Consider the following 24,139-nt stretch of genomic DNA (forward strand, 5'->3'; position numbering starts at 1 on the left):
GCGCTGAAAATCTGCGCATCGCCCTTTTTTAGTTAAGCTGTAATTTCAATTTGATTTCCTTCACTATCTAAAATAACACTTTCATAATAGCCATCCCCAGTTGTTCTTGGACCGCTCTCCAATGTATAGCCATCCTTTTGGAGCTGTTTCGTTAACTCGTCCACACGCTCTTTACTACCAACACAAAAAGCAATGTGAGCCCAGCCTAATAATGGTTTTTCTTTTGCATCGATAATGTCTGTACGCTGCATAATTTCGAGTCTAGCGCCTGTAGGATAGCTGATAAAGTAGGAAGAAAAGCCTTTCGCTTCATTCGTGTATTTATCGTTTGCGACTCCTTCAAAATAAGCCGTATAAAAACGCTTCGCTTGCTCGATATCCGCCACCCAAATCGCTACGTGTTCTATCTTCATTTTGCCACTCCCTCTTTCGGTTTTTTCTTCTTAAATTCAAAATTTACCATCCATGGTCGACCTTTTTTCAGTGACCAGTAGCCAATGAGAACAAAGACCAGTGAACCGAGAACATCAACAATAATATCTCCCATCGTGTCTGCTAAAGCTGCGCGCCCAACAAGTGGTGTGCCATTAGACATTGCATAACGCTGCATATTCAAGTTCATTAAGCCATCAAATGTATACTCATAAATCTCCCAAAAAGCGCCTAATGTGACAGCAAAACAGAAGGCAAATACAGAGATAAAGCCTGGTTTCATCTTCATCACGACATGCTTATCATTATTGAGCAAGTTGACGAAAGAGAAACCAATGGCACCGAGCATGGCACCACTGAACGTATGCAGAATTTTGTCCCAATGAGGAACCGTGGAATAGAATTTTTGAACGGTACCTAGATAGATGGATGCGTACAAGAAAACTAAGAATAAAATATAGACCAAACCTGGTATTTCAAATTTAAATCGGTGGGATAAAATGGTCGGTAATAGTAAAATAATGACTCCCAATACACACTCAAACAGTAAGAAAATATAGTCGCTTCGCAGTGTCACTTTCGGCTGCCCCGGCGTTTGCTCTATCGGCGCTAGGAAAATTTCAACCGTGATAAAAATCATCGAAATCCCCATTGAGACGAAAATAAAGATCGCAATCCATTGTGCGACGCTAAGCTCTTTCAGTTTTTTTAACATTGTTTTCATCTCCCAATCTTACATAATAGCTAGCATGTCTTTCATTATAGCAGAGTTTAGTAGAATTCTCCTACTTCATCTACCAAAACGGCCGTTCCTGTAACCTGGATCGCATAAGTAGTTTCCTTTTTATCAATATGGACCATGACTTTCCCATCACGTCCCACCTCCGCGCCTTGTTCTACCACAATATGTTGCGTGTCCTTGATATATTTCGCATAATAGGCGCCCATAACACCCGATGCCGTTCCTGTCACCGGATCTTCTATTGTTCCAGAAAACGGAGAGGAAAAATGGCGGGCATGCATCGTTGCATCAGAATGGATTGTCTCCAAACAAAAAGGGTGAATCGAAGCGCGTGGCATCTCTTGCAGAACTTCTGGAAATCTAGCATTATCTGGCTTCATCCGCTTGAAACTCGCCAGTTCTTTCATCGGTACGAGCAGTGTCCAAATACCAGTATTTCCATACATAATCGGCCATTCATCAGATAACTCGCTTTCTGTTACGCCAATCACTTCTGCTAAATCAACACGTGAACCTGCAAAACTTTCAAAAACGGCGGGTGCCTGCTGCATCGTCATCCATCGTTGTCCATCTTCGGAATACTTGATTTCCACTTCTAAAATACCCACTTTAGTCTCTACCCGTATTTTCGCTTTTTCAGTCAAAAAATGATGCTCGCTTAATGCCTGAATAGCAGCCATCGTGCCGTGACCACAAAGATCCATCTCATGACCTGGCGTAAAATAACGCAATCGAATGTCTGCTACCTCGGATTTCATCGCAAAAGCTGTTTCATTAAAGCCTACTTTTTCCGCGATTTCTTGCATCTTTTCTGCCGTTAATGTGTCTGCATCCAACACAACACCTGCTGGATTCCCTTTTCCCGGAACGTTACTAAATGCATCATAATGATATACCTTCATTTCCATAGCACCCCTTTTGCTCCCATTATATCATTTATTTCCCGGGAAATAATCTTATATCGTCAAACTAACGTCACATAAGGATGCTATAGTTATCCTCGAACCAACCAAGGAGGAATAGAGATATGAAAAAAATGATAATAGTAAGTATGGCGCTGATTCTAATTATCGGCACTGCCTGCTCACACAAATCCAGCGCTAAGACACCATCACAAATCGACAAGGAAAATAATAAACGCACCGAATACGCTCAAGGAAATTTCACGTATGAAGCCATTCCTGAGACATTCGAATTAAAAGTAACCAAAGATGGCACCACAGAAACCATTGCCGAACCTCAAGCCAAACGCAAAGTGACAAACCTCAAAAAAACAAAAACAGAAACCAGTTGGGATTATCCCGATGAAAAGCTACATGTCACCATCAAAAAACAAGTGAAATCACTGGACGTTAAAATCCATTCCACCAATCCAAAGACATGCCATTTTGAATGGCCACGTGTCGATGCACCTACGTATACACTTCCTATTTCAGAAGGAAAACAGATTCCTCAAAACGATCCCGCTTGGAAGAAATTTTTCACCACAGATAAGGAACAAACGATGAACGAATACTTTTCGATGAAGTTTTTCACATTGAATAAAGAGAAGTTCGCTGTGTCTTACGTGATGCCTGATACGTTCAATAATGATATTTTATTCCATACAGATCCGGCGATTCAGTTCAGCATTAACCATACATTTTCCTCTGTAAATAAAGAAAAAGACTACAAATATAGCATTTTCATCACAGATAACAATCCTGTAGCGATCGCAAAAAACTATCAAAATTATATAAAAGAGCAGCATCAATTCACCACTTTAGCCGAAAAAGAAAAGCAAAATCCTGAGATAAAGAAACTATACGGAGCACCCCATGCCTATCTTTGGAATAGCCGCGTTTTAACGGACGCCGATATGCATTGGAACAAATTGAAGACTTCTATCGATGACCCGCTTTTTGAATGGATGGGAAACTTGCTTGATAAATACGGTGAAGATGGGGCTACGGAATATAGAACTGTTTTAGCGAATATTAAAAATGGCGAGATGTATCAATACGAAAAAAATATGATGCTGAATTCGTTTCAATATATCCTGCAAATGCCGCAATTATACAACCCTGCTATCTTTAAAAATCCAGATACTACTGCTAAAAAATACATTGATAAGGGCGTGGCAAACCTGAATGAGCAGGAACGTTATGATTTGAATAAACATCTAATAAGTAGCCATATCAGTGGTTTGACTACACCCGTGGATGAATGGGGGCAATCTAATGTCACTCAAATTATCGAAGAAATGGAGCAGGCGGGCATAAAAAAAGCATGGCTTGGCCTTCCTAACTGGGTGAATGGCTTGATGAATCCCGCTTCCGTAGATGCAGCGGTTAAAGCTGGGTACCTCATGGGACCATACGATTCTTATCAATCCATTCAACAGGACGCGAGTATCGATTGGAACACCGCATCTTTTCCAGATCCGAAGCTATACGAGGACGCTACTGTCGAAAATGAGCAAGGCGAGAAGCTTACCGGTTTTCTCGGCAAAGGGCGGAAACTAAATCCAACGCTCGTTTTTGATGCTGTTAAAGCGCGTGTTGACGGCATTTTGGCAGAAGGCATTGGTTTTAATTCATGGTTTATGGACGTTGATGCTGCGGGGGAACTGCATGATGATTTTGCCAAAGCACATCCTACGACACAAAAAGAAGACGCAGCAGCTCGAATGAAACGCCTGGATTATTTAAATAAAAAAGGATTTGTTATTGGCTCAGAGGGTGGCAATGACTATGCTGCTTCTGATATTGCGTTTGCCCATGGTTTGGAGACACCTGTGATTAAATGGGATGATCCTGATATGCGCGAGAATGAGGACAGTCCTTATTTTATAGGGAAATACGCTTCGATGGATGGCTCAATCCCGACGCGATACAGTAAAATTGTTCCGATTAAAGAAGAATATAAGCCAATCTATACGAGCCCGGTGTATTCGATTCCACTTTTTAAATTGGTGTATAATCGTTCGGTTATCACGACACATCACTGGGAATGGGATAGTTACAAGGTCAAGGGACAGACTGGTGAGCGCCGTCTCAAGGAATATTTGTATAACACGCCGCCATTGTTCCATTTGGACGAAGCAAACTGGAAGCTGCATCAAGCAGACATTACTGCCAATATGAAAAACTGGACACCGTTCCAACAAGAGGCGTTGCGGCATGAGATGACGAATTTCCAAACCCTTGATACAGATCGCCTTGTTCAAAAAACAGAATTCGGTTCTTATTTACAAGTGATCGCTAATTTTTCTAATAAAGATTTCCAGTCCAATAAACAGTCAATTCCAGCTCATACTGCACTGATTATCAACAACGGCAAAAAAACAACTATTTCAACGGATCATTTAGAGTAAAAAATAGATTTTATAACCCACATTGGTGAAGGTTTATCAATGTGGGTTATTTCTTGTCAGATAATAAGATAATGAGCATTTCTAGCTACGTCATACGCCTTTTTAAGCGAACAAAAAAAGCTGGAACCTTGTATGCGGGTCCCAGCTTTTCATCATGAATGACATAGCCTTACTTATCCATCTCTTCTTGCAATTCTCTTTGTCTCTCTTTAAACATATCGATTGTTTTTTGGAGTCTTTGTTGTTGTTCCTCTGTCTGCTCCCGCATGCGATCGATAATTACTTGAAATGCTTCTGAGCACTCCGCCCATACATTATCTTTCTCGCCATCTTTCAATGCATCCCGTGATTGCATATGAACAGCACCATCCTTTGTTTTCATTTTTCTATATCTATCGTGCCTTACAATTATAACAAATAATGTATGAATTAGCCAAGCAAAAGTTGTGACTTATTTTAAAAAGAACACAAAAAGACGCTACAACCTCACTTTGAGTTGCAACGCCATTTTTATTATCGATTATTTTTCATTCTTCTCAAGTAGGATTCATATAAAATATAGGCAACGAATGCGAACACTACAGGGCCTGCAATCATCCAAATCGTGCTGCTATAATCTCCGTTTAAAGACGGGTTGATAATCGTAAAGACATTGGCAAATCCGACAACAATAAGAACCACTATCGTTCCAAGATAGGTTTGCCATTTCTTTTTATAAATAACGAATTCGCGATTTAATCCTGTTTTCGCTTTAAAGAATGGGAACGCAAAGGCTAAGAATAGATATGGTAGCGTCATCGATACATTTGCCATGAGCGTCAGTTTATTGTAAAACGCAGAAGCATTGTCACCGCCGAATGAGGCTAGTAAAATGATGATAATTACTGCCAAACATTGCATCCACATTGCGAATTCTGGCATATTTGCTTTGTTCATCTGTGTCATTTTTTTCGGCCATACTTTTGCAGGTGTTCCTTGAATCAAGGTTTTCAGTGGTGAGTAAATCAGTGTGAAGAATGCGCCAGTATAGGCTAAAAACATCGATAAACCGGTGATTCGCGCAAACCAAGTTCCGATAGAAGCTGCTGTTGCGGCACTTAACTGAAAAGCATTTCCGAGTTCGAATCCTAGATTATACATCAATACGTATGTGATATTACCAAGGTTGGTCGTTTTACCGCTAAGAACTTGCAGCCAATTCGCGCTCACACCCCATAGGAAAATTCCAAGGGCATAGCCGACCGAGATAATAATCGCCGAAATGATCACACCTTTCGGGAAGTTCTTCTCTGGATTCTTTGTTTGATCGACCAAGCCACCTACTGCTTCAATACCGCCATACGCAAAAATCGCAAATACGACAAACGAAAGTGTCGCAAGCGGCGTGATGTAGGAAGGATTCGGTGATTCTACAAAGGATGACCAGCCTGTGATTGGTTGGGCAAACTCGCCACCGTTCAGGATAATAATCAGGACGCTGACAAGAAGTAAAACCAAGTTCAGCCCTGTAACCGCAATCCCTCCAACTGCTGTTACTTTTGATATTTGTTTCAAGCCGCGGGAAGCAAAGAAGGTGATGACAATCATCCAAACAATCGCTAAAATCCCAACTGTTTGCGTTGGCGTCAGTGAAAATAGGCGCCATTCTTGCGTTTTATCGCCACCAAAAATGAAGGTGGAAAGTGGAATCCAAACTTTCGATGAGGTGCTCACCATCCAAATAACATACGATGCAAACCACATAAACGTTCCTATAAAAGCGAAACGCGGACCAACACTGTCGTTCATCCAAGAAAAAATTCCGCCTTGCTCTTTCTTATAGGTCGATCCATATTCCGCCATCATCAGCGCATACGGAATGAAAAAACAGATGGCTGAAAAGATATACCACGGAATCGCACCATATCCCATTAGATAAAAGGCAGATGGGCTGTTCGCAAATCCGAATACCGATGTGAAAATCATCAGTATTAGCCCTATTAATGTTAACTTTTTCACTTGTGTTGTCATATGTATCCTCCAGCTTTTTATTTTTGAGACATTCTCTGATAAAATATAGCTCTGTAGCAATAAAAACTATATTTATCTGAAAACTATTTTTTAGTAAACTGATTTTTATCCTCCTAATCTACACAGCAGTTTACTGGCAAGCAAAAGGATTATACCATATATCAGTGTTCTCAGTCATCCATTTATTGGCCTATTTTGTTGGAGGTATTTTACATTTTAGTTATAGGTAATAGCTTTATGAAAAATCGATAAAAAGTTGTCAATCGATCTAGTTTCCACTAGGAAAGATTGACAACTTCACTTTATAGTATTGGTGATAGTAGACTGGCTAATGTTTCCTTCATGCGTTGTGTTTTGGATTTCGCCTTCATTTCTGCTTCTGTAAATAGGTGGCTTTCTAGGAAATCGGCATTGAAATCGCGTTCTAATTTTACAACCGCGTCACTGCGATCGTATAGGAATACCATGAGTTCGTGATTTAAGCGGAAACTACGGATATCAAAATTCGCGGTTCCGACTGCTGCGCGTTCACCGTCGACCAGCATCACTTTGGCATGAATGAATGAATCGTCACGGTAGGAATACATTTTTGCACCGGCGTCAATCATGGTTTGGATGTAAGCGTTACTTCCGTGGAAAGATACACCGCGGTCGCCTTTGCCGGGAACAATAACGCGCACGTCTATGCCACTCATGGATACGCGGCGGATAACGGCAAGTGATTCTTCATCTGGTACAAAATAGGGACTCGCAATCCAGACTGATTTCTTCGCGGAATCCATGAGATCAAGCATGGAATCGCGCACCCACTTCTCTTTATCGTATGGACCGCCGTATACGATTTGCACCCAATCATCGGTGTCTTCGGCTTGCTGGGCGCTTAGATAGCGTGCAATTCCTGCTTCACTGATGAATTCGTCAGCTGCACCGGCACGGTTTTCCATGTAAACCCAGTCAAATAGGAAGGATTCTTGCAGCTCGAGGACGCCGGTTCCTTCGATTTTCACGTGGGTATCGCGCCACACTTCGAAATCTGGCGTATTGCTGCGGTATTCTTCGCCGACATTGAGTCCTCCGGTAAAACCGATTTTGCTATCGATAATAATCATTTTGCGGTGATTTCGGAGGTTGGCTGTGCGCGCAATCCAGATAGAACGAACGGGATCATAGGCGTAGACCGTTGCGCCAGCTTGTTTTAATGGTTCTAAAAATTCCTCTTTCAGGTGCGCGGAGCCCATGCCATCGAATAGGAAACGGACGGTGACTCCAGCCTTCGCTTTTTCAATCAAAATATCGCGAATTTCAGTGGAAATCTCGTCTTGGCGATAGATGTAATATTGAATGTGAATATGATCTGTGGCCTTGCGCAAGGCTTCTAAAATGGCTGGGAATGTCTCTTGGCCATTGGTTAAGATGGTTACTTTGTTGCCGTTTATCGGCCTGATATCGGTTAGTGAATACAAACTTTTTGATAGTTCTGGTAGTTCTTTGTCGGACTGTGGAATCGGCAAATTATGTATTGCCTCGATTAGTTTTTCTTTTTCTTTTACTTGATTCGCTGTGAAAATTCGATTTTGTGGGTTTCTACCGAAGAATAGGTAGAGCACGACGCCAAGTACTGGCAAGACAAAGACAGCGGCTAACCAAGCAATTTTTGATGTGGTATTTCTTTGATCCCAGAGAAGCAGGCGTACGGCGATGACAACTGCGAACACTTCCCCAATAATTGTTGCCCACGTTAAGATAGCTCCTGACCATGTAAATAGGAAATATCCAACTAGAGCAAACATGACTAAAATAACGATAAACTGGATTAATTTTTGCATTTGATGGCTCCCTTTTCTTATTTCTGTTTTAATTATACATGGAAATGGTGTTTTTGTCCTGTTCTATACAAAAGTTGCTGCGCCTTGTGATAGAACGCAGCAACGCTTACTAGTATCTCCAAAGTTTGAATTTGCCCGCATCGTGTAGGTCTTTTACGATAACCGTGATGATTGGTGCGAGAATCAGGCCGATAATACCAAATAGTTGTAAGCCGATGTAGAGCGTGAATAGGGCGATAACTGGGTTCAGGCCTAATTTTGTACCGAGAATCTTTGGTTCGATGATGTTTCTAATAACGGTGATAACAGTGTACAGAATGAGCAGTTCGATTGCAAACGCGAGATCGCCGTTGATGAATGCTAGGAGGACCCAGGGAATCATGATACCGCCGGTTCCGAATACGGGAATCATATCGAAAACGGAAATTCCGAGGGCAATCCAAATCGCGTTTGGCACGCCTAGAATCGTGAGCCCGATAAAGAGCTCGACGCAAGTCACACCAGCGATAATCAGGTAAGCTTTGATGTACTCGACGGTTGTGGTTTTAAAATGTTTATGCACGTTTTGCACGGTTTCATTCACACGATCTGGCAGTTGCTTCCGCATGAATGCCCCCACTTTGTCAAAGTCCCAGACGATGAAAAAGGAGAACAACATGCTGAAAGAAAAGAAGATGAAGATGCTTGGTAGGGAAAGCGTGACAGAGGCAACCCAACTCGCAATACTGCCCGACAGCGAAAGTGCGAAACGGCCAATTTTGGCAATAACGGCATGGAAAACATTGTGATACTGCTGAGCGAGATCTGGCGCAATATTATCGATCCAATCCGCGCCCCAGTCCTCGATTTTTTGCAAAGCGGGCAAGATATCGTTCTGATAGTAGCCAGGAATGCTGCTAATCGACTGTCCGAGCAACTTAAATAGCTCCAGCAAGCCTAGAACGAGCAGACCACTGAGAATAGCATAGAAAAACAGCATGACGATTAATCCCCAAGCCTTGCGATTACGCCATTTCGTTTTGCGCGCAAGCAAGCGAGTGAGCGGCATACACATCCACGCCAAGCCGAATCCGATCAGAAATGGATACGTCAGCGGTAAAACATATTTCAAGAAAAGGAAAATAATAACAACGATACTAGCCAGATACAAAAACCGGACCAAAAACCGCTTCTGCCCCTCCAAATTCGACTTTTCTCCAACCTCATGTTTCTCTTCCATGCAAAACTCCCCCGTCTATCTAAATCTATGTAACCATGTTTCCTTGCCAATTCTAGCCTTTCATCACCAAAGCGTACGAAATCGTGTTCTCCCGCCAAATCCGTCCCCACCACCAAACCTCAGCGAAGCGAGAAGGCTGTAGTTCCTAGGCAAAAGCGAGCACCGAAGCGGAGCGTACGATTGTACGTGAGCATCGGAGCACAGCTTTTAACGACGGAAATGCAGTCTTCTCGCTTCGCTGAGCGGGTTAGAAGAAGTCGTGCATCATATCCTTGATCTCCCCAACCGATTTATCCATGTCCGATTGTTCTTTTTCGTTCAGCGGCATTTCAATGATAAACTTGATTCCTTCGCGATTGATGACTGCTGTTGAGCCAATATAAATATCGTTGTGGCCGTACTGACCTTCTAAATAAACCGAAAGTGGCAAAATGGCGTTTTCATCGTTAAAAATGGCTTTTGTAATGCGGGCCAACGAAATCGCAATACCGTAATAAGTCGAACCTTTATGCTCGATAATCTCGTAGGCGGCGTCACGAACTTTGTGAAATAGCTCATCCAGAACGTCGTCGGTAATTTCCGGATGGTCTTTCATCCATTCTTTAATTTGCAAACCACCGATATTCGCGTGTGACCAAACTGGGAATTGGCTGTCACCGTGTTCGCCGAGTGTATAGGCTTGCACGTCGCGAGCATCGACGCCGACAAGTTCAGCGAGTGCTTGTTGGAAACGAGCGCTATCAAGAGATGTTCCAGATCCAATGACGCGGTGTTTTGGTAGACCGGAATATTTCCAAACCGCATACGACAAGACATCCACTGGATTTGATGCTACTAAAAATAGTCCGTCAAAACCGCTTGCCATGACGCTATCCACGATGGCTTTCGTGATTTTTAAATTTTTGCCAATTAAATCAAGTCGCGTTTCGCCGGGTGCTTGTGCCGCGCCTGCCGTAATCACGACGAGATCGGCATCTGCGCAGTCATCATAGCTCGCAACATAGATTTGTTTTGGTGACGTATATGCCAAACCATGCGATAAATCCAATGCATCGCCTGTTTTTTTACCTACATTTAAATCAATAATGCCAATTTCGCGGGCAATATTTTGCGCTGTCAATGCGAAGGCATAACTTGCTCCAACGTCTCCAGCACCTACTAAAATCACTTTTTGTTTGTCGTTACGCATATTTCTCGTCTCCTTTTTGTTTACGATTTTTGATTGCTTTTTGAATTTCTACAAATACTAATGGGAAAACCGATAATCCGAATGCTAGCAACCAGTGCGTCAAGCTTAGTGGCACAAGATAGAACATGTTAGCAACCGGCGGAATGAGAACCATTAGCAAAATAATCACCATCGATAGCATCGCGCTAAAGAATAGTGGCTTATTCGATAAAAAACCAATTTTGAAGATAGACTCGTCGCTGCGAACGTTGAAAATATGCGATACCGATGACCAAGCTAAAATAACGAACGCCATTGTCATCCCAACCTCAGCGCTGGCGCCAATTTCGGCATTAATATCCACGAATCTTCCAATATAAAATCCAATCAATGTCACGAAGGTAAACACGACCGCTTGCGTCGCGACTTTCGCACCTAAACCATTGGCAAAAATACCACTGTTTTTCTTCATCGGCGGGCGATCCATCACGTTGGCATCCGCTTTTTCACGGCTTAAACAAAAACCAGGAATCCCGTCGGCAACCACGTTAATAAGCAGCAATTGTACCGCCACAACTGGCGCGCCCCATCCAAGTGTGATCGCGATGAACATAATGAAAATCTGCGAAAAGTTCGTGCTGAGCAAGAAATAAATCGTTTTGCGAATATTCTCATACGCCGTCCGACCTTCCGACACAGCATCCACAATCGTCGCAAAATTATCATCCGTAATCACCATATCCGCCGCATTTTTCGATACATCGGTACCAGTGATTCCCATCGCAGCTCCAACATCCGCTGCTTTCAAGGCCGGCGCATCATTCACGCCATCCCCCGTCATCGTCACCACTTCACCGTTTTTCTGCCATGCTTGCACGATCCGAATTTTATCCTCAGGGCTCACGCGCGCATACACCGCATAATCGCGTACCGTGCGCTCCAATTCCTCCTGCGACATCTCGGCAAGTTCCGCGCCAGTAATCGATTTGTCGCCCTCTTCCAAAATACCAATTTCCCTAGCAATCGCGGAAGCCGTCACAATATGGTCTCCCGTAATCATTACCGTTTTTATTCCCGCTTGCTTCGCCTCTGAAACCGCGCGCTTACTCTCAGGTCGTGGCGGATCAATCATCCCAACCATCCCCGCAAAAGTTAAATCGTGTTCCAGCGCCTCCGCCGTCAAATCCTCTGGCATCTCGGCGTAGCGTTTATAACCCACCGAAATGACACGCAAGGCCTTCTCCGCAAACCGATCATGAATCTCCCGTGCCTGCTCCAGCAAATCCTCCGAAAAAGCAACCGGAATCCGATCAAAAGCACCCTTCGTAATCGAGAGGAATCCACCATCCACTTCATGAATCGTCGTCATCAACTTCCGCTCCGAGTCAAACGGCAATTCAAATACCCGTGGTGATTTCTGCTCCAAATCCGCTTTTGCCAAGCCCTTCTCATTCAGCAAACGAATAATAGAAGATTCCGTCGGGTCCCCAATAATCGTCTCCTCACCGTCTGTCACTTCAATCGTCGCGTTATTCGATAAGCTCAGCATTTCCAAAAGCTCATTTTCCGATGCATCAAACGTCTCCTCCACCGGTTTTGGCGTCACGCCCACAGACCAAATCTGCTGAATCCGCATCTTATTCTGCGTCAACGTCCCCGTCTTATCCGAACAAATTACCGACGTATTCCCAATCGTTTCCACGGCTGGAATCCGTCTAATAATCGTGTTTTTCTTCACCATATTCTGTACGCCATAAGCAAGCGTGATCGTCACAATCACAGGAAGCGTCTCCGGAACCGCTGCAACCGCAAGTGATACCGCGATCATCAACATCTCAATCATCGTTTCCCCGTGCCATAAGCCGATTCCGAACACTAGTACACCAGCCACGAGCGCCACAATACTCAAACGTTTCGCAAGTTCCTTCAAGCGTTTTTGAAGTGGCGTCTCCGTTTTCTTCGTCGCGTTAATCAGGCTCGCAATTTTTCCCATTTCCGTATGCATCCCAGTTTCCACAACGACAGCCCGCGCACGACCTCCCGTCACCAGACATCCCGAAAACAGCATGTTAAAGCGGTCTCCAAGCGGCGACTTCTCGCTCACAATCGCGTCCGCGTCCTTCTCCACCGGCAAACTTTCCCCGGTCAGCGCCGACTCCTCGACCTGCAAACTGCTACTCTCAATAATCCGCGCATCCGCTGGAATCATGTCCCCCGCGCCAAGTTCAATCACGTCCCCAGGCACCAATTCCGTCGCGTCAATCTCCTGCTTCACGCCATCGCGAACGACCAACGTCATGTGCGCATTCATATTCTGAAGCGCCTCAAGCGCCCGCTCCGCATTGTTTTCCTGATAAATTCCCAGTACCATATTCAGCACTACAATCGCCAAAATAACGATGACTTTCGGATAACCATAACCCGTCGTAACCGCCAAGTAAAGCGAAATCGCCGCAGCCACCAATAAAATAATCGTCGTGATTTCCAGCAAATGATGCCCAATTTTAGCGAGCAACGTCTCTTTTTGCCCTTCCTCGAATTTATTCGGTCCAACCTCGGCCTTCTTCGTCGACGCAGCCGCACCTGTTAACCCCTTGTCAGCACTCGTATTAAGCGCTGTAAAAATGGCTTGTATTTCTTTTTCCATCCATTTCATCCTGATTACCTCCACACTCTGTTTCCAAATTCGTGATTCTACCTTTAAAATAATTGCACTATTAAAGTAATCTTACAATTCGTGTCTCCGTGGTGTATGTCATAATCAAATAGCTACTCTCTCTATTCCCGAAAAAATAGACTACAACCACTCTAATACCTATTCCTGATCAAAAATAGCATTCTTTCAAGATTTTACGAGTTGTTCTAGCCTTATTATGTTATGTACAAAGCTGTTTCTTAGAATTCCGATGTGTGATCAACGACTAATTGTAAATAGTGTGAAAAATGCAACTGCAAACAACGCTTGACAGTCCCCTTCACCGCCCTCATCTCCACTATTACTTTCATCTCTAATAATACCATAAAAAGGTGCGAAACCGTAGCTCATTGATTTCTTTTTTCAGGCCAAAATTGTGTGACCTAGGACTCATATATGACAATTTCTTTCTTGACAACAGAAAAAGGAAACCCATGAAGCGAGTCTCCTTTCTCTCAACCTAATAAAATGTATTATAAAGCAAAATAGTTACTAAGTACTTTTGCCGCGTCTGCTATCAATTGATCGTTGTATTCGTCGTCTTTGCCCGATTTTTTGGAATAGATAACCCAGACTAGCGGTTTTGCGTCCTTGTCTTTCGGATAGATGACTGCGATATCATTCCGAGTACCGTATGATCCAGCGCCAGTTTTATCGCCAACCGTATAACCAGCTGGAACGCCTGCGCGAATCAATTTATCGCCCGTTGTATTATCTATCAGCGTTTGCTTGAAATAATCCAAACGATCAGACGCCATATTTCCTTTCGTGGTGAGGAAGGATAGCACGTTTGCCATCGCCTCAGGAGTCGTTGTATCACGCTTATCTCCTGGCACTGCCTCATTTAATTCTGGTTCCAATCGATCGGCCTGCGTTGTTTTATCGCCAATTTTTGCGAGCTCTTTTTGATAGCCTTTAGGACCGTCCAATTGCTGGAATAAGATATTTCCTGCCGTGTTATCACTGTATGTCATGGCTGCGTTAATAATTTCTTTCACCGTCATGCCGCTGTCCACGTGCTTTTCTGTGACTGGTGAATAGTCGACTAAATCTTCTTTTGAGAAATAGATGCGCTTATTTAACTGTTCTGTTGTTAGATTTTTAAGTAATAATCCCCCAGCAATTGCTTTGTACGTAGATACGTAGGCAAATCGTTCTTGGTCGTTGTAGCTGATTTTCTTCTTATCCGCCGTGTTGACCGCATAAATTCCTAACGTCGCGCCGTACTTCTCCTCGAGTTTTTTCAACTCTGCATTAGCCTCTTCCATCGCCGTCTCCTTTTTGGTTTTAGTAGCCGCCACGTCCTTTTCAGGCATGCCACACGCCACCAAAGCCGTTACTGCAAAAAGAAACAGCAATCCTACCACATATTTTTTGAAAACCATTTTTTCAACTCCTCCTAGACTTATTTGTCACAAAGTCTATTCTATCGGAGAAATTTAAATAGAAACTACAGAAAACAGAAAGAAAACATTAATGATTTGATGATTATATACAAATTTATCTTTTGGGCTATTTTTTCGCGAATAAGAGCCTAGGCTATCATCCCAGACTCTCACTTTAATTTTATAATTCGGCTTTAATACTCGAAACGCGACCCGAAATAACTGGTAAATTCCCATTTTTAGTTCGGATGGCATCGATGAGTTCTTTTTCCTGCTCGACGTTTTTTAGTTTAATATAATAACGAAGCTCCATCAAACTCCCCATATTCGTTGTCCGCACCTGCTCAAGCGAGATTTCATAGCCATAGCTTTGCAATAAGTCATCGAAAAGGTTCGCGTAATCAATATCCTCAGGAATCGAAATACGCAGGCTCCGCTCCGCCACTTTACTTTTTGATCCGAATCTCGTGCGCGTCAAGACAATCAATACGACCGCAACAAAGGCAGAGAAAATGAGCGCATACATAATATATCCCATTCCAGTTGCAAGGCCAATACCCATCGACCAAAAAATACTACTAATTTCGCGCGCGCCACCTGCCACAGAACGGAAACGAATCAAGCTGAACGCTCCTAAAACAGCGATACCCGTACCCACATTTCCATTGACCAGCATGATGACCGACTGCACCAAAATTGGCAAAATCGTCAATGTCACGATAAAACTTTGCGAATAGGTGTTGCGATACATGTGCACGCAAGCCACAAGTACCCCTAAAAGAACCGAAGCTCCACTATACATGATAATTTGCCACACATCTAAGTTCACCATTGAACTTTTTACTACATTTTCTAACATTACAAAACTCCTACTTTCTGATTGTTTAAATAGCGTCTATACACTTGCTCATATTTTGAAAATTTGGATGGATAAAGATCTAAATCAGAAAGTATTCGTACAAACCATAAAGGATAAGCATGCAGTGATTTTACTTCCATTAATACATCTATTTCTGGTGCCACAAGTTCCCCATCATGACCATTTGCCAACTGGAGATCATCGTTACGCCACCGTATTTTCGCATCGAATGTTACTCTAAACTCGTCCTCTTTGTAGGCGCTAAAAGCTCTTCTATCATACGAAATGATAACTTTAGGCGCGATTGTCTCTTTTTTCTTTAGCCAAAAAATCTCGTTGCTAATTTGCTGATTTAATCTGTCGTCAAATTGTTGCGCTTCCTTGCTTTTCATGTATGCATCTACTTGACTCAAGCGCATCGAAATTCTTCGTTTATACACAATCCCTTTTAATTTCTTCTTGATTTCTAAATAGACCATCTGCTCAGAGCTTGGAACCCCATATGTGCGAACTCTGAACTTCTCCTTAAATGTCGGCTTTTCACTCGATCGCTTAATTAAATCGTAGTTGTTTGTATCATAATAAAGCGAGCAAATGGTGTGTAAGCCATACTTATCTTCTTTCATGTGCTCAGAAATTCTATCTAACAGCAAGCTGTATTTCTCCTCACTCAAGATGTACTTCTTTTCTTTCCGTTCAAAAATCTGCATACCATCCACCTTTTCTTGAATATTCTTAATATACTTTTTAATACTCTATATCTATCTATAGTGATTACACGACGCGAAGCATACTAATAGCAACACTTCACGCCATGTATTTATTAATGCAAAGATCCTGATATTTCAAACCCAACCATTTCTTTTAGTGCATGACTATCCAAAATTGTAATTGGTTTCGGCGTTAATTTAACAAGCCCCTCTTCTTCAAATTTAGATAGTATCGTCGTTGCATACTCGCGTGTAATTTGACAATAGCTAGCTAAATGATGTTGGCAAATTTCTTTTGGTAAGTGTCCAACCGATTTACCTAGTTTTTTAGATTCTAGGTGTAGCAAAGATGCTGCTACTTTTGCTTTTGCCGGTAGTAGGTTAAATTTGCCGTAATAGTTCACGGATTGTGTTAAATTTTCAATAATTTTTAGTAGAATCGAAGTCCCCCAACCCGATTCGTCAATAACATTTAAAACGAAGTATGGATCAATAAAATACGCTGTTGTTTCTGAAATCGTTTCTAATTCAAACTGATTGCTTCCCCTTGATAATAATGATGCAAAACCAATAAATTCGCCATCCCCCGAGAATGAAATAGTAGTCTCCTTCGTGTTATGACTTGCCACAATTTTGGTCAAGCCCTTCTCTATATAGATAAACGATCGATTGTCTGTCACCGTGGAATCAATAACTGTTTTAGCTGGTAGTACTTTCTTTTTGGAATATTTATCAAATGATTTATTGGAAAATAGCAGTATTTCCAGGAAATTTTCGTCGATTTCAACACCAAATGTTTGTAGCATAATGAATGCCTCCTTTTAATTTTCATGTATCTTTTAGTTTGTCTTTGTAACATAGCATCTTTAAAGTGGTTAAACTTTTTTCACACTCATTCGGTGATAGCCTAGTTTGTAAGTAATAGAACATCTTACATAGCCCGGGCGTTATTGCCTATTTAGTAATACTTTTAAAATCGCGATTTCGTCTCCAGAACCGATATGCATACCGATAGTTACTGCTTTTTCACATACTAGTCGCTTGGCTTCCATCACATCCTCAATATAATAATAATCCTGTATACAAACATTTTGGATACTGTATGCGTTGTTCACATAGTAGTGTGGCAATCGGGGATTCAAGATTATTCACGCTTGTGTCATAATCAAGTTTTTTTCGTAGGTATAGTCGTGATGGTAGTATGGGGAAAAGGAAGAAGTATTGCTTTCTATTTTGTATCGAGGCAATGTACCTGCGCCGTACATAAAGTAATGATAAATACGGACGCAGTATGGAGTTAATTACTCTTGCTAACTTCTATTCGTATGCTTGCAGGCTGGCCTTTTTGTGATAACCCTTTTTAGCCCTTCTAAAATTAAATCATATATGCATCATCATTCAGTCGAATCAACTCCGGAGATGTAAGCGTGCGCGATTCGTTGATATCTCGTATTGTTTGATAAACCAATTCAGTATGCTCTGTCACGAGTGGACTGTGGCTTTTACGAAACGAATTAACAATCATTTTCACACGTACATTGTGTGCTTGCAAATAATCTTTAAATGCCATTAACTCCGCAAACTGCATATCGTTTTTCCCTGTATATAAATGGAATGTCGTATTTTTTATCGCTTCTTGCTGGTAATTTTTTGGATCAAAGAAGAATGTATCTACTTCCTCTTCCAGTTCTGTGTTACCTCGGTAAAAAGCTTCTTTCTCTGTGGCGTGGTACCGGTCAATAAAGTTGCTTACCTTCACTTGTGGTACAAGCGAAAAAACATCTGTGATATAAGGATTCAAAACGCCATATACCAATGCTCCGGTCCCACCTTTACTACTACCAAACGCGATGACTTTTTCATAACCGTGTTTCTTAATAAACTGCTCTAATTCCTGATTTAACTCATTATAAATCGCTTTGCCACCGTCGAACAAATACCAACCATAACTATCTGAAAAATAATCTTGAACAAATAAATAGTCACTTTCTTTATAATCCATACAAAAATTCATCCAGTTATACCGTTCGTGCAATTTCTTGATTTTTGCATGATCTGCCGTGCCGTCCAATACGCTTGGTATCTCGTCCAAAATTTTCTTACTGACTGATTGAAAAACAAGGATCAAATGTTTGCTCCCATTTTTCAAATGCCTGCCATGTAACATAATTTCACCTTTTCCATTATCATTTTAGAAGTCTTCCGCGACAGTAATGCGGATTTTTCCTGAGTTTTTCGTGATTGTGTCTTTGTTTCGCTTGATGAATACTTTGACAAAATAACTGCCACCATCTTCCGCTGTATAACGGTACTGGGAACTTGCTTGATATTTGGTTTTGTGCAACGCTTCTTTTTCACCGATTTTATAGAAATAATACGCAAATTCGACGCTCTTATCTTCCATTAAATATTCGGGCAAAACACATTCGGCAAGTACTTTATTATCGTGTTGCCAAGCAATGATTTCCTCACACGCCAATTGGTTCGTATGCTCATGTAGCTCTTTTTCAAGAAAGTTTGGAAAACCTGCTATACCAACATTACGTTGACGGCAAACCTTGCTCAAAACTTGCTTCTCTTTTAGAACCTCTAACATATATTTTGTCTCTTCTTCATAATTTTGAGAACTAGACCCACTGTAAAAATAAACGTGCGGGCGATTAAAATCCTCGATATGAAGTTGTGAGAATAACTTATCTATCCGTTGATTGCCTTTTAGAGACGCCTTCACCACATTCTGATGAAAAAGATAGTGATTTTTCAAGGTTTTTGGATCGCCGGCAATCGTATGGTTGTAATGGAATCGTAAGCCAAAATAAATGGCCACTGCACCGCTTTCACCGTAACCTGTAATCATGATATTTTGGCGTTTCACCTTGAGCTTCTCCGCAACAGATTCCACGAGTTCATTCGCTGTTTTTTCATATTGCGCCTGCGTGATTTTGTTATTCTCCTTTGCAGGGGGCATCAGGAAAAGTCGATTCTGATCATACGTCTTACTGACTTCTCCCAAATAATCAAACGGTTCGCCAGCATCATTCAGCTCTGCAAAACATACAAGAAGGTATTCACTTACCGGATTCGATGTGGCAATATGATACTGCACTGGCGTTTTTCCTGTTGTCGTTTCCATCTCAATGTTTGTTGCTAGTTTCTCCATTTACGAACGCCTCCATTATCACGTTTTCTAATTTTTTACAAATAATCAATTTATCAAAATTGGCTTGAGGATAAAGGCGCAGCTCTAGTTTTTTGTCGGGCGTTTGCTTGTATGCTCCGATATATTCCGCGATGTCTTCCGTCGTCTCAAAAATATGCTCTTCTGGATAAATCGTTTCTGCTCCTGGCCAATGAAGAACACATGGTACGCTTCCAGATGCCATGCCTTCCATCGGTGCCAAATGAAAACTTTCAAAATCACTTGTCGATAGCATGAAACCAATTTTTCTCATCCACTCGGGAACATCATCACCATGCTCGTCAAAAATAACAGCGTCTTTCCATGGTGCATCCTCTATCCGTTTGAAAATAGCATCATAATACATTTTTTCATCTTCACGTTGCATCAACCACGGCAAATCTTGTGGCATTCTACTTTTCACATAAAGACGGTAACGCTTATCTTTCTGCCATAGTTTTTCTAAAATATCTAGTGTTAAATCCATGCGCTTACGACTTGGCAAAATACCACAAACACCAATGTTGTAGCGACTATCGACTGTTTTCTTGCGACGATATTGTGCCGTATCAATCATATTATAGATCATCGTCATCTTTTCACGTGGAATTCCGCAAACTCGGTGGAACTCTTCAAAAATATACGGTGAGATCGCGATGATTTGATCGATATTATCCATTGTGTAGTTCGCTGGATGTTCGGTTTCACGCTCTTGCAAATGCATCCTGACAATGAGCTTTTGGTGGGCCTTTTTATGTTTCGAATACCAGACCGCATTTCCCAATCCCCATTCACAAAAAATAACATCTGCCCAGTTTAGTAGCTTCTGACTCGCTTTTTCATCGTGGGTCGCATGTCCTTTCCATTTATCAACCTTTACCTCTAAACGAGGATTTGCCTCACATGCATCTATTGCCATCGTCAGGAATTTCAGGTCATGCCCCGCAAAAACAACGCGGATTTTATCTTTTTGATAACTCCATAGGAAGGAGCTTAAACGCTTGTAAGATGCTGCCATCGTGAAATGTTGACTCGCTCCATATGTCATACGTGCGGCCTTTTCGTACAACGTGCTGTCTGTTAAACTCTGCGTTGCTTTTTCGATAAATTGCTCTTTTGTCGTTACAAATAGTGGATAATCCTTACCAAGCAAACCTTCGTGCATTTTGGTACGTCGCAGCAAAACTGGTTTCCCAAGGCGCCCGTATTCCAATAACTTTGTAGATAATTCTACCGATTCATCATTGTCAATGACTTCACTGCGCCAGCTGATGCCAATATCTCCGTCTTCAATAAATTGTTGACTCGCTGAACGTGACATGGCTCCACGCCAGTCAATCTTCGGCTCTTCCGCAAATTGTTTCATAATCTGCTCTTTTTTAGCAGTTAATTCGCCTTGGAATTTATCTCCTGCAATACCAACTGTTATATTTCCTTCTAATTCTGAAGCTGCTTCTACTATTTCTTCTGTATACCAATCCGCAGCAAACTTTCCAGTGTAAACTAAGCGGTCATTCTCATTTCGAAAACTCGGTTGAGCCGCTCCATTCGGTACCATTGGGAATAAAATTTGAATTTTTTCTCCATCCACGTTCATAAGTCGCATAAAGGCCTGTTTCATTGGCTCGGTTTGCATGAAAAGGTTTGGAAAACGTCTATATACTTCTCCTAACTCGGAACGTTCTTTTCGTGATGACCTTGTAAGCGTATGATTAAAGTCCGTAATATAAGGGACTGTTTTTCCTACTAATTTAGATTCTTGCACAAGCTGGCGTACTAAATCGAAACCACGAACAATAATTAAATGATAGTGATTTTTAGCATCGAGTTCCTTCATCACACGCACCGCTTCCGCAGCATTCATCCGGTTTCCGTTAGCAAAGGAGCGGTTTCCCAAATCCTCATAAGGCTGGATCATCTTCACATTTGGGTAGCCTGCCATTTCGTCGGTTAATAGTGTATTCTTGATACGTGCTTTTAGCAAAATTTCAGTCTGGATATCTGGATTTGTAGCTAGCATTCCAGCCATCGAGGTAAGCCATACTGCTGACCCATCCATAATATTCAAATCCACATCTCCATACACTAACACTTTTAAAGTTCTCACACTATTCCTCCTAAATCTCGATCTGCTGTCGTTCTTCTGGTTTTATTTCGTTGCCGTCTTTCATAAAATTATAGGTGTCAGCACTGAATAATCGCGCTCCTTGTTTCAAATAAGGGGCCATCGATGCATCCTGCTCCATCTCGCTCAACAATACTGGTAACTTCTTACCAAAATGCCAATCTGTTGCAATCAAACTACTATGGAAATGAAGATCCGTCACAAATTCATAACGCGCTTCACTTTTTCCAATAAAATCAGCCTCACTGTAGAGCGCTGCATGCATCATATCCTCTAGATAATATCTTCCATAGAAATGAAGATCTGAGAAATAGGCGAAATAATCCGTATCAATGACCTCAGCTATCTTGTTGTAATGTGCCATGTAACTATGGACAAATACGCTGATATCTCCTGTATTGTATTGATTCATTAGCTCAATTGCCTCGTCAAACATCGTTACAAAAACGACTAGCTTTTTTCCTTGATAAGACTGGGCTTCATATTGCTTTAGAATTTTCTTAAATGCTTGTTTAGAACGGGCGACCGAAACAATCGTCACATTTTTTGTAAATGTTGGTACAGCTATATTCAAATCGCCTAGCATGCTGGCCAAACGGTGTTGATAGGTGTGTTCCCGGTAAACTGCTCGAATACCAGCAAGTGATTTTTGATTATAGATCTGCTCATCTTTCGTAATGGCTTGCATTTGTTGATGTAGCTTGTCCGTGTCCTCCGAAATCATCACAACATCTCCAAAGAGGCGGCGAATTCCTTTCGAATAACTACTCAGAACAGGTGTCCCAGAAGCTAGCCCTTCAAATACACGGCGAGAAAACATCGTCGGCGAGTACTTAATACTGTTAATGTTAATCATATATTTATAGCCTTTATACGCCAATTCCATCTCACTGTAGGGTAAACTTCCAAGAACCGCTTGCTGATAACGCTCAGGAAACTCGAACATCGCTTTATCCTTTAATGGTTTGCCATGATTACGATCATAAATAGCTAAGCCATAATCAAGCGCCACATCAAGCACATCCTCCATATCCTTGCGTCGTTCCTCATGTCGATTACCATAATAAGAACCTGCAAAACACATCTTGTCTATGCGTGGCTCTGCCAAAGCAATCGGGTTATGCATCGATGGCTGTACCGCGAAACTTTGGGCAAATACATTGGTATGTCCTGCACGTTCCTGATATTTTTGAATCATATCGGCATCTGTCGTATAAATATAGTCAAACCGCTCAGCCGTGGCAATAAATTTCTCGAAATGAATCGGATCCTCTTTATTCCAAAAAACAGTTGGAATTCCTTGCTCCTTACACCAATCTAGCAAGTCGAAAAGTTCTTCTTTTGACTGATTATTATAGGTAGCAATCTTGAACTCCCACGCGCCATAGTTTCCTTTCCACGCCGACTCCACAAATAGGAAATGGGGGCGGTTTTCAGTCAATACTTCGCGCCAATCTGTTGGAGTGATTGGCAAAAGCTGTACTTCTTTTTCGTAACAAGTACGTGTAAATTCATCGAAAATGCAGGCTACTTGTAAATCTTTCAAACTTTTAATCGCTGGTGCATGGCTTGGTGCTGTTAGAGTCATCGTTTGTCTATTTACTTCGCTTGCCACGACACGTTCTAATTGCATGCGTTTTACTATTGTTACGCCGGAATGGGTTATCTTCAATGCGAGTCGTACTTGTGTTGTTTCTTCCGACAAATGAATTTTAACTTTTTTATTTGGATTGAAAAATGACACGTTACATTTTTCAGAATGATTATATTCAATCAATGCCATTTTCACAGAAACATTTCCCATCATTTCTGCTTCAAAATGAAGTTCTAGTGTCTCTTTGGGCATCACTGGAATACCGTGTGCTGGTTCCCTCGTGAAGACATTGTTATTTTCAAGAAAAGTAAGGTAATCAAAACTGGAATCTGAACTTGATATATACAGATGACCATTTTGCTCGTAAGTCACTAATTTTTTGCTAGGATTATGCCAATTTTCGATCGCATTTAATTGCTTCACATCGACAATATTAGGGTTCGTATCGTCCAATATCTGCTTTTGGACAGCTTCAATTTCTTCGTACAGCTCATTAATGTCGATCATTGGTTCTCTCCTTTAGCTTTTGTGTTCTTGTTCATAGCCCAATACTTGCGTGATATTTTGACAAGTTTAGAATCGTTCAAACGTTCATAACGCTGTTTCATGTGTTCTAATTGCTGTAGTGTCTTAGCACATTTTTCTTTCTGTGCTTGTACTTCATTTTGTCGTTCTGCTAGTTCCATATTTAAGGTTTCCAGCGCCGACTTCTGTTCTCCTAGCAAATCATATATTTTCTTCTTGAAAGCAGTCGTTTCTACCTGCTTTTTCTGGATGACCTGCTCCTGCTCTGTGATTTTTTCTTTCAACTGCTTTATTTGCTGTTCTGCATTCGTCATTG

At 41.7% G+C, this 24,139-nt stretch carries 20 protein-coding genes; 1 reads left to right on the top strand and 19 read right to left on the bottom strand.

All coding sequences use genetic code 11. The features are described from left to right. Positions 1-32 precede the first annotated feature (32 nt). The 3 genes from DUK53_RS11220 to DUK53_RS11230 are packed head-to-tail and all read right to left on the bottom strand — an operon-like array spanning position 33 to position 2,076. Entirely contained in the window at positions 33-413 is a 381-nt protein-coding gene (locus tag DUK53_RS11220) for a VOC family protein (RefSeq protein WP_036091079.1), read from the bottom strand. Further along, positions 410-1,147 (bottom strand): DUF2238 domain-containing protein, encoded by a 738-nt coding sequence (locus DUK53_RS11225; protein ID WP_077947543.1) that lies wholly within the window; start codon positions 1,145-1,147, stop codon positions 410-412. The genes DUK53_RS11220 and DUK53_RS11225 overlap by 4 nt, the downstream gene beginning before the upstream one ends. Positions 1,148-1,203: 56 nt before the next feature. Beyond that, entirely contained in the window at positions 1,204-2,076 is an 873-nt protein-coding gene (locus DUK53_RS11230) for a PhzF family phenazine biosynthesis protein (RefSeq protein WP_236637300.1), read from the bottom strand. A gap of 125 nt (positions 2,077-2,201) precedes the next feature. Here DUK53_RS11230 and DUK53_RS11235 point away from each other — a divergent pair, with 125 nt between their 5' ends. Then, on the top strand, positions 2,202-4,529 hold the full coding sequence (locus DUK53_RS11235; RefSeq protein ID WP_036133005.1) for a glycoside hydrolase: 2,328 nt from the start codon (positions 2,202-2,204) through the stop codon (positions 4,527-4,529). A 169-nt stretch (positions 4,530-4,698) separates the two neighbouring features. Here DUK53_RS11235 and DUK53_RS11240 read toward each other — a convergent pair whose 3' ends face one another. The 16 genes from DUK53_RS11240 to DUK53_RS11315 all read right to left on the bottom strand — a co-directional run bounded on the left by DUK53_RS11240 (position 4,699) and on the right by DUK53_RS11315 (position 24,137). Beyond that, positions 4,699-4,911 carry a hypothetical protein gene (locus tag DUK53_RS11240; RefSeq protein WP_124892735.1) on the bottom strand — a complete coding sequence of 71 codons (213 nt, stop codon included), beginning with the start codon at positions 4,909-4,911 and terminating at the stop codon, positions 4,699-4,701. A 131-nt stretch (positions 4,912-5,042) separates the two neighbouring features. Continuing rightward, positions 5,043-6,539, bottom strand: a complete 1,497-nt coding sequence (yjeM, locus tag DUK53_RS11245; protein WP_036133011.1) for a glutamate/gamma-aminobutyrate family transporter YjeM — start codon at positions 6,537-6,539, stop codon at positions 5,043-5,045. Between the two features lie 302 nt (positions 6,540-6,841). Beyond that, a complete protein-coding gene (cls, locus tag DUK53_RS11250) occupies positions 6,842-8,365 on the bottom strand; it encodes a cardiolipin synthase (RefSeq protein WP_036133013.1) in 1,524 nt (507 codons plus the stop codon). Positions 8,366-8,474: 109 nt separating this feature from the next. After that, the gene (gene ytvI / locus DUK53_RS11255) at positions 8,475-9,584 is read right to left on the bottom strand and encodes a sporulation integral membrane protein YtvI (protein WP_036091067.1); all 1,110 of its coding nucleotides are present in this window, start codon (positions 9,582-9,584) and stop codon (positions 8,475-8,477) included. A 247-nt stretch (positions 9,585-9,831) separates the two neighbouring features. Further along, entirely contained in the window at positions 9,832-10,773 is a 942-nt protein-coding gene (locus tag DUK53_RS11260; RefSeq protein ID WP_036091064.1) for an L-lactate dehydrogenase, read from the bottom strand. Continuing rightward, positions 10,766-13,408, bottom strand: coding sequence for a cation-translocating P-type ATPase (locus tag DUK53_RS11265; RefSeq protein WP_036133015.1), 2,643 nt, complete (start codon positions 13,406-13,408; stop codon positions 10,766-10,768). The genes DUK53_RS11260 and DUK53_RS11265 overlap by 8 nt, the downstream gene beginning before the upstream one ends. Before the next feature lie 512 nt (positions 13,409-13,920). Next, positions 13,921-14,832: a class A beta-lactamase gene (gene bla / locus DUK53_RS11270; RefSeq protein WP_036133017.1), complete on the bottom strand. Its 912-nt coding sequence runs from the start codon at positions 14,830-14,832 to the stop codon at positions 13,921-13,923. Positions 14,833-15,013: 181 nt separating this feature from the next. Then, positions 15,014-15,691, bottom strand: coding sequence for a DUF4956 domain-containing protein (locus DUK53_RS11275; RefSeq protein ID WP_036091056.1), 678 nt, complete (start codon positions 15,689-15,691; stop codon positions 15,014-15,016). Beyond that, positions 15,691-16,401: a polyphosphate polymerase domain-containing protein gene (locus DUK53_RS11280; RefSeq protein ID WP_036133019.1), complete on the bottom strand. Its 711-nt coding sequence runs from the start codon at positions 16,399-16,401 to the stop codon at positions 15,691-15,693. Before DUK53_RS11280 ends, DUK53_RS11275 begins: the two co-directional genes overlap by 1 nt. Before the next feature lie 113 nt (positions 16,402-16,514). Next, on the bottom strand, positions 16,515-17,207 hold the full coding sequence (locus DUK53_RS11285; RefSeq protein ID WP_036091050.1) for a Crp/Fnr family transcriptional regulator: 693 nt from the start codon (positions 17,205-17,207) through the stop codon (positions 16,515-16,517). A 141-nt stretch (positions 17,208-17,348) separates the two neighbouring features. Beyond that, entirely contained in the window at positions 17,349-17,543 is a 195-nt protein-coding gene (locus tag DUK53_RS11290) for a hypothetical protein (protein WP_124892737.1), read from the bottom strand. A gap of 233 nt (positions 17,544-17,776) precedes the next feature. Then, complete coding sequence (locus DUK53_RS11295) at positions 17,777-18,568, bottom strand: hypothetical protein (protein WP_036091048.1); 792 nt, start codon at positions 18,566-18,568, stop codon at positions 17,777-17,779. Between the two features lie 24 nt (positions 18,569-18,592). Beyond that, positions 18,593-19,561, bottom strand: coding sequence for a hypothetical protein (locus DUK53_RS11300; RefSeq protein ID WP_036091045.1), 969 nt, complete (start codon positions 19,559-19,561; stop codon positions 18,593-18,595). Next, positions 19,536-21,686: a glycosyltransferase family 4 protein gene (locus tag DUK53_RS11305; RefSeq protein ID WP_103034777.1), complete on the bottom strand. Its 2,151-nt coding sequence runs from the start codon at positions 21,684-21,686 to the stop codon at positions 19,536-19,538. Before DUK53_RS11305 ends, DUK53_RS11300 begins: the two co-directional genes overlap by 26 nt. A gap of 10 nt (positions 21,687-21,696) precedes the next feature. After that, entirely contained in the window at positions 21,697-23,805 is a 2,109-nt protein-coding gene (locus tag DUK53_RS11310; RefSeq protein WP_052165028.1) for a CgeB family protein, read from the bottom strand. Beyond that, entirely contained in the window at positions 23,802-24,137 is a 336-nt protein-coding gene (locus DUK53_RS11315; protein WP_036091042.1) for a hypothetical protein, read from the bottom strand. Before DUK53_RS11315 ends, DUK53_RS11310 begins: the two co-directional genes overlap by 4 nt. Between the last annotated feature and the right edge of the window lie 2 nt (positions 24,138-24,139).

Origin of the sequence: Listeria sp. SHR_NRA_18, from assembly GCF_003856515.1 — a bacterium.
In the GTDB taxonomy this organism is placed as follows: domain Bacteria; phylum Bacillota; class Bacilli; order Lactobacillales; family Listeriaceae; genus Listeria_A; species Listeria_A newyorkensis.